The organism is Mesorhizobium sp. M7D.F.Ca.US.004.01.2.1, from assembly GCF_003997785.1.
Taxonomy (GTDB): domain Bacteria; phylum Pseudomonadota; class Alphaproteobacteria; order Rhizobiales; family Rhizobiaceae; genus Mesorhizobium; species Mesorhizobium loti.
Window position 1 is genome coordinate 1 of the sequence record NZ_RZRQ01000739.1, and the last position, 635, is coordinate 635.

At 67.6% G+C, this 635-nt stretch carries 1 protein-coding gene and 1 pseudogene; both read right to left on the reverse strand.

Going from position 1 to position 635, the window contains the following annotated elements; translation table 11 throughout:
* Nucleotides 1-264: pseudogene (locus EN993_RS36540) on the reverse strand (MFS transporter); the annotation flags it as partial.
* Nucleotides 261-635 (reverse strand): transcription antitermination factor NusB (gene nusB, locus EN993_RS36545; protein WP_127266291.1); only part of this gene is annotated, 375 nt, incomplete at its 5' end. The pseudogene EN993_RS36540 and the gene nusB, both read right to left, overlap by 4 nt.

Sequence of the window (635 nt, forward strand, 5' to 3'; positions counted from 1 at the left end):
GCCCCCATCGCCATCTCCATGGGGGCGCTGGCCCATGCTGCGGATGATGGCCGCCGCGGGCAGCGCGCCGAGCGCCACGCCGATGTTGAAGCCGGTGATCGGCGCCGTTGCCAGCGATTTGTCGGGGCCAAGCAGATATTGCCCGGCCAGCGCCCCCATGGAGATGGCGATGGGGGCCGCCGAGCCGATGATCGCCTGCGAGGCGGCGAGGATCAGCGCGGTGCGGCGCGCCTCCTTGCTGGCCCCGACGGCGATTGCCGTCATGATGCGTCCTTGCCGCGCCCCTCGCCACGCACCCGGCGTGACACACGGTCGAGCACGGCATTGACCAGCTTCGGCTCGTCTTCCTCGTAGAAAGCCTTGGCGATGTCGACATATTCGGAGACGATAACCGCGACGGGGACATCCTCGCGCTTCATCAGCTCGTAGACGCCGGCGCGCAGAATGGCGCGCAGCGTCGAATCGAGCCGCGACAGCGGCCAGTCCTCGGTCAGCGCCTGGCGGATGATCGGATCGATGGTCTTCTGGTTCTCGACGACACCCGCCAGGATGGCGCGAAACCATTGCGCATCGGCCTCTCGGTAGAGCGCGCCGTCGACTTCCTTGCCGAGACGAAACGCCTCGTATTCGGCGGT